This is a genomic window from Bradyrhizobium sp. (assembly GCF_036735945.1).
Lineage (GTDB): Bacteria > Pseudomonadota > Alphaproteobacteria > Rhizobiales > Xanthobacteraceae > Bradyrhizobium.
This window is the reverse complement of record NZ_DAINNI010000204.1, coordinates 1-5,479: the sequence shown is the minus strand read 5'-3', so window position 1 is coordinate 5,479 and position 5,479 is coordinate 1. Positions and strand designations below refer to the sequence as shown.

General features: G+C 63.8%; 6 protein-coding genes. 5 read left to right on the top strand and 1 reads right to left on the bottom strand.

Annotated elements, in window-relative coordinates; genetic code table 11:
* A partial coding sequence (locus V7E26_RS28975; protein ID WP_442893499.1) for an acyl-CoA thioesterase occupies positions 1-371 on the top strand: 371 nt, incomplete at its 5' end.
* A 5-nt stretch (positions 372-376) separates the two neighbouring features.
* On the opposite strand, the gene V7E26_RS28970 is transcribed toward V7E26_RS28975, so the two are convergent.
* Entirely contained in the window at positions 377-1,264 is an 888-nt protein-coding gene (locus tag V7E26_RS28970) for a DUF4339 domain-containing protein (protein ID WP_324422812.1), read from the bottom strand.
* Positions 1,265-1,510: 246 nt separating this feature from the next.
* Between V7E26_RS28970 and V7E26_RS28965 the strand changes: the two genes are divergently transcribed.
* The 4 genes from V7E26_RS28965 (at position 1,511) to V7E26_RS28950 (ending at position 5,382) form a co-directional block, all read left to right on the top strand.
* Positions 1,511-1,849: a P-II family nitrogen regulator gene (locus tag V7E26_RS28965; RefSeq protein ID WP_028348351.1), complete on the top strand. Its 339-nt coding sequence runs from the start codon at positions 1,511-1,513 to the stop codon at positions 1,847-1,849.
* Between the two features lie 94 nt (positions 1,850-1,943).
* Complete coding sequence (locus V7E26_RS28960) at positions 1,944-3,251, top strand: ammonium transporter (protein WP_324422811.1); 1,308 nt, start codon at positions 1,944-1,946, stop codon at positions 3,249-3,251.
* Positions 3,252-3,557: 306 nt separating this feature from the next.
* Positions 3,558-3,896: a P-II family nitrogen regulator gene (locus V7E26_RS28955; protein WP_008142813.1), complete on the top strand. Its 339-nt coding sequence runs from the start codon at positions 3,558-3,560 to the stop codon at positions 3,894-3,896.
* A gap of 37 nt (positions 3,897-3,933) precedes the next feature.
* Entirely contained in the window at positions 3,934-5,382 is a 1,449-nt protein-coding gene (locus V7E26_RS28950; protein WP_324422810.1) for an ammonium transporter, read from the top strand.
* Positions 5,383-5,479: the final 97 nt, after the last annotated feature.

Below are 5,479 nucleotides of genomic sequence, written 5' to 3'. Positions count from 1 at the left end.
AGCTCGGCCGCTATTTCGGCCAGAAGATCGACGACGGCCGCATCCATGTCTGGATTCGCACCGCCGCAAAGCTGCCCGACGATCCGGCGCTGCATCTTTGCGCGCTGGCCTATGCGTCGGATTTCTCGCTGCTCGATGCCGTGATGGCGCGCTACGGCCGCACGCTGTTCGACAAGCGGATGATGCCGGCAAGCCTCGATCATGCGATGTGGTTTCACCGCCCGTTCCGCGCCGATGAATGGCTGCTCTACGCGCAGGATTCACCGAGCGCGCAGGACGGCCGCGGCTTGACCCGCGGCCTGATCTTCAAGCCCGACGGCACGCTGGTGGCATCGGTCGCCCAGGAAGGCTCGGTGCGCCAGCGCAAGTGAGCGCCTCAAGCGTTCGCCATCGTGCCACGTTCGACCAGCGCGAATTGCGACGCGTACCAGCGGCCATACCAGGCCAGCATCCACGGAATCGGAATGATGAAGATGCAGGCGAGCGCGAACACGACGGTTCGCCACAGCACTTCCAGTCCTGTCGCGGTGAAGATGGCCTCGCGATGCGTGCCGTCGATGTTGCGGCACATCCAGCGCATCCAGGCCGTGAGCACCCAGGCCCAGCCGATGATGGTGATGACGGACACGTACAGCAGAACCTGCCAGCCGACATAGCCGAGCGCACTGCCGTTGAAGGCGATCGGGAGCAATTCGCCGTTGGAACTCAGGTTGGATGCGATCCAGCGAATCACCATCCAGGACAGCACGGCCTGAATCGGGATCGAGAGATATTGCAGGTAGTAGAGGTCGGCCGAGCCCACATAGGTCAGGATGCCGATCGCAATGAAGACGTACCAGATGTCGAGGGGCTGGCCGTTGAAGGCGATGTTTGGCCGGCCCGGCACGTAGAGCCGGGAAAAGATCCAGCGATAGAACCAGACGGCGACCCAGGGCGCCGGAATCACCAGCACCATGCCGATGAAGAACACCAGCGTGCGCCAGAGCAGGTCCCAAATCCCGACATCGATCGCGAGCGCGCCGCCGCCGTAGCTTCCGGACGCGGCCGTCGGCGGGGCACCGGGATACGGGATCGAGGGCGGAGCGGATCCACCCGGGACCAGGCCGGGAATATCCCCTGCCCGCTGCCATCCCGACATCCCCTCGGTCCAGACCAGCGTATCCGCCCCGACCATGCCGCGGGTGATGAGGTCGCGAAGCTGGGCCTCGGGATAAGGGCCCTGTTGCTGGCCATTGGCGGCATAAAACCACGATCGGTTCGACATATTATTTCCTTGAGCCCTTGAAAATGGAGATAGCCGGCGGGCGGCTAAGGGAGAGACCTATTTTGGCGGACGCTGCAGGCGCCTGTACAGTGATCGGCGTCACCAGGACGGAATGTTTTCCCCTTCTACCTGCAAGTTTTTTGTGCCATTTGCCTAGAAAGATGCCAGATTTGCGCTGGCAGCGACGCGCGGGGCGGAGAGCCCGGCGCGTGCTCAATACTTGTCCCGGGAAATGAAGGCCTGATCATGAAACTCGTCGTCGCCATCATCAAACCTTTCAAGCTTGACGAGGTTCGCCAGGCGCTCACGGCCATCGGAGTGCACGGCATGACGGTGACCGAGGTCAAGGGCTACGGCCGCCAGAAGGGCCATACTGAAATCTATCGCGGCGCCGAATATGTCGTGAACTTCCTGCCCAAGCTCAGAATCGAAATCGCTGTTGCTTCCGACGTGGCGGACAAGGCGGTCGAGGTCATCACCGCGAACGCCCGAACCGGTCAGATCGGCGACGGCAAGATCTTCGTCACGCCGATCGACCACGCCTTGCGGATCCGCACCGGCGAGACCGACAGCGACGCGCTTTAAGACATCACCCAGTTCAAGGCGCGCGACAGCCGCGATGCTGAACGCGCGACGCCAAGAAACCACGACGACACGACAACAGGTCCGGGGGAATTCCATGGGGGCACCATCGTATCGTGCAGCGCGCAAGGCTGCGCTCATCACGCTCGCGGCGAGTTTCTCCTTCGCGACGCCGGCTTTGGCGGATACCTCCACCATCAACGCCGCCGACACCGCGTGGATGATCGTCGCCACCGCGCTGGTGCTGATGATGACGATACCGGGCCTGGCGCTGTTCTATTCCGGCATGGTACGCAAGAAGAACGTGCTGGCGACGATGGCGCAGAGTCTTGCCGCGGTCGCGATGATCTCGATTCTCTGGGTGGCGTTCGGTTATTCGCTGGCCTTTGTCGGCGACGGCGCCTGGATCGGCACGCTCGATCGCTGGTTTCTGATCGGCATGACGATGGAGAGCGTCAACCCGGCGGCAAAGACGATCCCCGAAGCGCTTTTCATGCTGTACCAGATGACGTTTGCGATCATCACGGTGGCGCTGGTGGCGGGCGCGGTCGCGGACCGCATGCGGTTTTCGGCCTATCTGCTGTTCTCCATCGGCTGGTTCACGTTCGTCTATGTACCGCTGGCGCACTGGGTATGGGGCGGCGGCTTCCTGGCGAGCGCGGGCGTGCTGGATTTCGCCGGCGGTCTGGTCGTGCATCTTTCCGCCGGCATCGGCGGACTGGTCGCCGCGATGGTGATGGGCCGGCGTCACGGCTATGGCAGCGAGAACCTCGCACCGTTCGACCTGTCGCTCGCCGTGATCGGCACCGGCTTGCTGTGGGTCGGCTGGTTCGGCTTCAACGGCGGCTCGGCGCTGGCGGCGAACTCGCGCGCGGTGATGGCGATCACCGCGACGCATCTCGCCGCCTGCGCGGGCGCATTGACCTGGGGCGCGATCGAATGGGCGACCCGGCGCAAGCCCTCGGTGCTCGGCATGATCTCGGGCGCCGTCGCCGGCCTCGGCACGATCACGCCGGCTTCCGGCTTCGTCGCGCCGTGGCACGGCGTCATCATCGGTATCGTCGCGGGGACGCTTTGCTTCTGGGCCTGCACCTGGCTCAAGCAGCGCTTCAAGTATGACGACTCCCTCGACGTCTTTGGCGTCCACGGCATTGGCGGACTGACCGGCACGCTGCTGGCCGGCGTCTTTGCAGTGAACGCGATCGGCGGCACCGCCGGCCTGCTCGAAGGCAATGCGCAGCAGGTCCTGACCCAGCTTTACGGGGTCGCCGCCACGCTGGCGTGGTCCGCCGGCGGCACCTTCGTGCTACTCAAGCTGGTCGGGGTGTTCGCTCCGCTGCGGGTATCGCTGCAGCAGGAGATGGAAGGCCTCGATATCTCGCAGCATGGCGAGGCCCTGCAGTAGCGTCGCCCACCCCGTTACCATTTTTCTGCCCTGCGGCTAAGCACCAATGTGTCGACGGCCGGGCCTGCTCACGATTTGAGCAGACATGACTATGCTTTGGGCGCGACCGAATGGCGCAGGAAGCGGCAATTCCCGCAAAGGGCGAAAAGGGCCGAATTCATAATCCGTTAGTCACTGGTCCCGAACTGGCACGGCATTTGATTCTAAGGGTCCCGGCTGTGCCCGCGTAGTGAACCTCTCCGCGTGGTGATCTCAGTCGAGAACGCCCGGTCCCTCCAGGCCGGGCCCAAGCGGGGACCAAGACCCATGAAAATTGTTATGGCGATCATCAAGCCATTCAAGCTGGAAGAAGTCCGCGACGCCCTGACCGCCATCGGCGTTCACGGCCTCACGGTGACGGAAGTCAAAGGCTACGGCCGGCAGAAGGGCCACACTGAAATCTATCGCGGCGCCGAATACGCGGTGAGCTTCCTGCCCAAGATCAAGATCGAGGTCGCCGTGGCCTCCGATCAGGTCGACAAGACCATCGACGCCATCACGTCAGCCGCCAAGACCGGACAGATCGGCGACGGCAAGATCTTCGTCATCAACCTCGACCATGCGGTTCGCATCCGCACCGGCGAGGCGGATGCCGCGGCCCTCTGATTTCGCGCACAAACCTTACACTCAGGAGTAAAATCAAATGACGTTTAAACGTCCCTATAGCGCGGGATTGGCGGCGCTCGCAGTCGGCATGTTTGCCGCGACCGCAGCCTGTGCCGAGCCAACCGTCAACAAGGGCGACAACGCCTGGATGCTGACCTCGACAGTGCTGGTGCTGTTGATGACCATCCCGGGCCTGGCGCTGTTCTATGGCGGCCTCGTCCGTTCCAAGAACATGCTCTCGGTCCTGATGCAGGTCTTCTACACCGTCTGCATCGTCGTGCTGCTCTGGGCGCTCTACGGCTACAGCCTCGCCTTCACCGGCGGTTCCGACTTCATCGGCGGCTTCTCCAAGGCCTTCCTGATGGGCGTAAACGGAGATTCGAAGGCAGCGACCTTCAGCGTCGACGCCAATATCTCCGAGCTCGTCTATATCTGCTTCCAGATGACCTTCGCGGCGATCACTCCCGCCCTCATCGTCGGCGCGTTCGCCGAACGGATGAAGTTCGCGGCGATCGCACTGTTCATCCCGCTCTGGGTGACGCTGATCTACTTCCCGATCGCGCACATGGTCTGGTACTGGCAGGGTCCGGACCTGATCCAGGATGCCGCCAAGGCACTCGCCGCCGCTGCCGACGGCGCCGCCAAGACCGCGGCCCAGGCCAAGCTCGACGAGCTCAACGCCGACGCCGGCTGGATCTTCAAGAAGGGCGCCATCGACTTCGCCGGCGGCACCGTGGTGCACATCAATGCCGGCATCGCCGGCCTCGTCGGTGCGCTCCTGATCGGCAAGCGCGTCGGCTACGGCAAGGAGCTGATGGCTCCGCACTCGCTGACCATGACGATGATCGGCGCCTCGCTGCTCTGGGTCGGCTGGTTCGGCTTCAATGCCGGTTCGAACCTCGAAGCCTCCGGCGGCGCCGCGCTCGCCATGACCAACTCCTTCGTTGCAACCGCAGCGGCGGCATTGGCCTGGATGTTCGCGGAATGGATCGTCAAGGGTCACCCGTCCGTGCTCGGTGCATTGTCGGGTGCGGTAGCCGGCCTCGTCGCGGTCACGCCGGCAGCCGGCTTTGCCGGTCCGATGGGCGCGATCGTGCTCGGTCTCGTGGTCGGCATCGTCTGCCTGTTCTTCTGCACCGTGGTGAAGAACTCGCTCGGCTATGACGACTCGCTCGACGTGTTCGGCGTCCACTGCGTCGGCGGCATCGTCGGCGCGATCGGCACCGGCATCCTGGTCAATCCGGCCCTCGGCGGCGCCGGCATCGTCGACTACACCGCGATTCCGCCGAAGGTCGCCGACTACGACTTCATGGCCCAGATGACCTCGCAGGTCTGGGGCGTCTGCACCACGCTGGTGTGGTCGGGCGTCGGTTCGGCGATCATCTACAAGGTGGTCGACGTGATCGTCGGTCTGCGCGTCAACGTCGAGACCGAGCGTGAAGGCCTCGACGTCACCGAGCACACCGAGCGCGCCTACAACATGTAAGTTCTCCCGGGATGCGGACCCTCAAGGCCCGCATCCACAACTCCGGTTCGGGCACATACCCGGCAATGCCCTGACCGTTGAGGGGCTCCAGCGCAAG

Coding starts and splice junctions, on each gene's coding strand:
- V7E26_RS28950 (WP_324422810.1), top strand. CDS start 3,934: ATGACGTTTAAACGTCCCTATAGCGCGGGATTGGCGGCGCTCGCAGTC.
- V7E26_RS28955 (WP_008142813.1), top strand. CDS start 3,558: ATGAAAATTGTTATGGCGATCATCAAGCCATTCAAGCTGGAAGAAGTC.
- V7E26_RS28965 (WP_028348351.1), top strand. CDS start 1,511: ATGAAACTCGTCGTCGCCATCATCAAACCTTTCAAGCTTGACGAGGTT.
- V7E26_RS28970 (WP_324422812.1), bottom strand. CDS start 1,264: ATGTCGAACCGATCGTGGTTTTATGCCGCCAATGGCCAGCAACAGGGC.
- V7E26_RS28960 (WP_324422811.1), top strand. CDS start 1,944: ATGGGGGCACCATCGTATCGTGCAGCGCGCAAGGCTGCGCTCATCACG.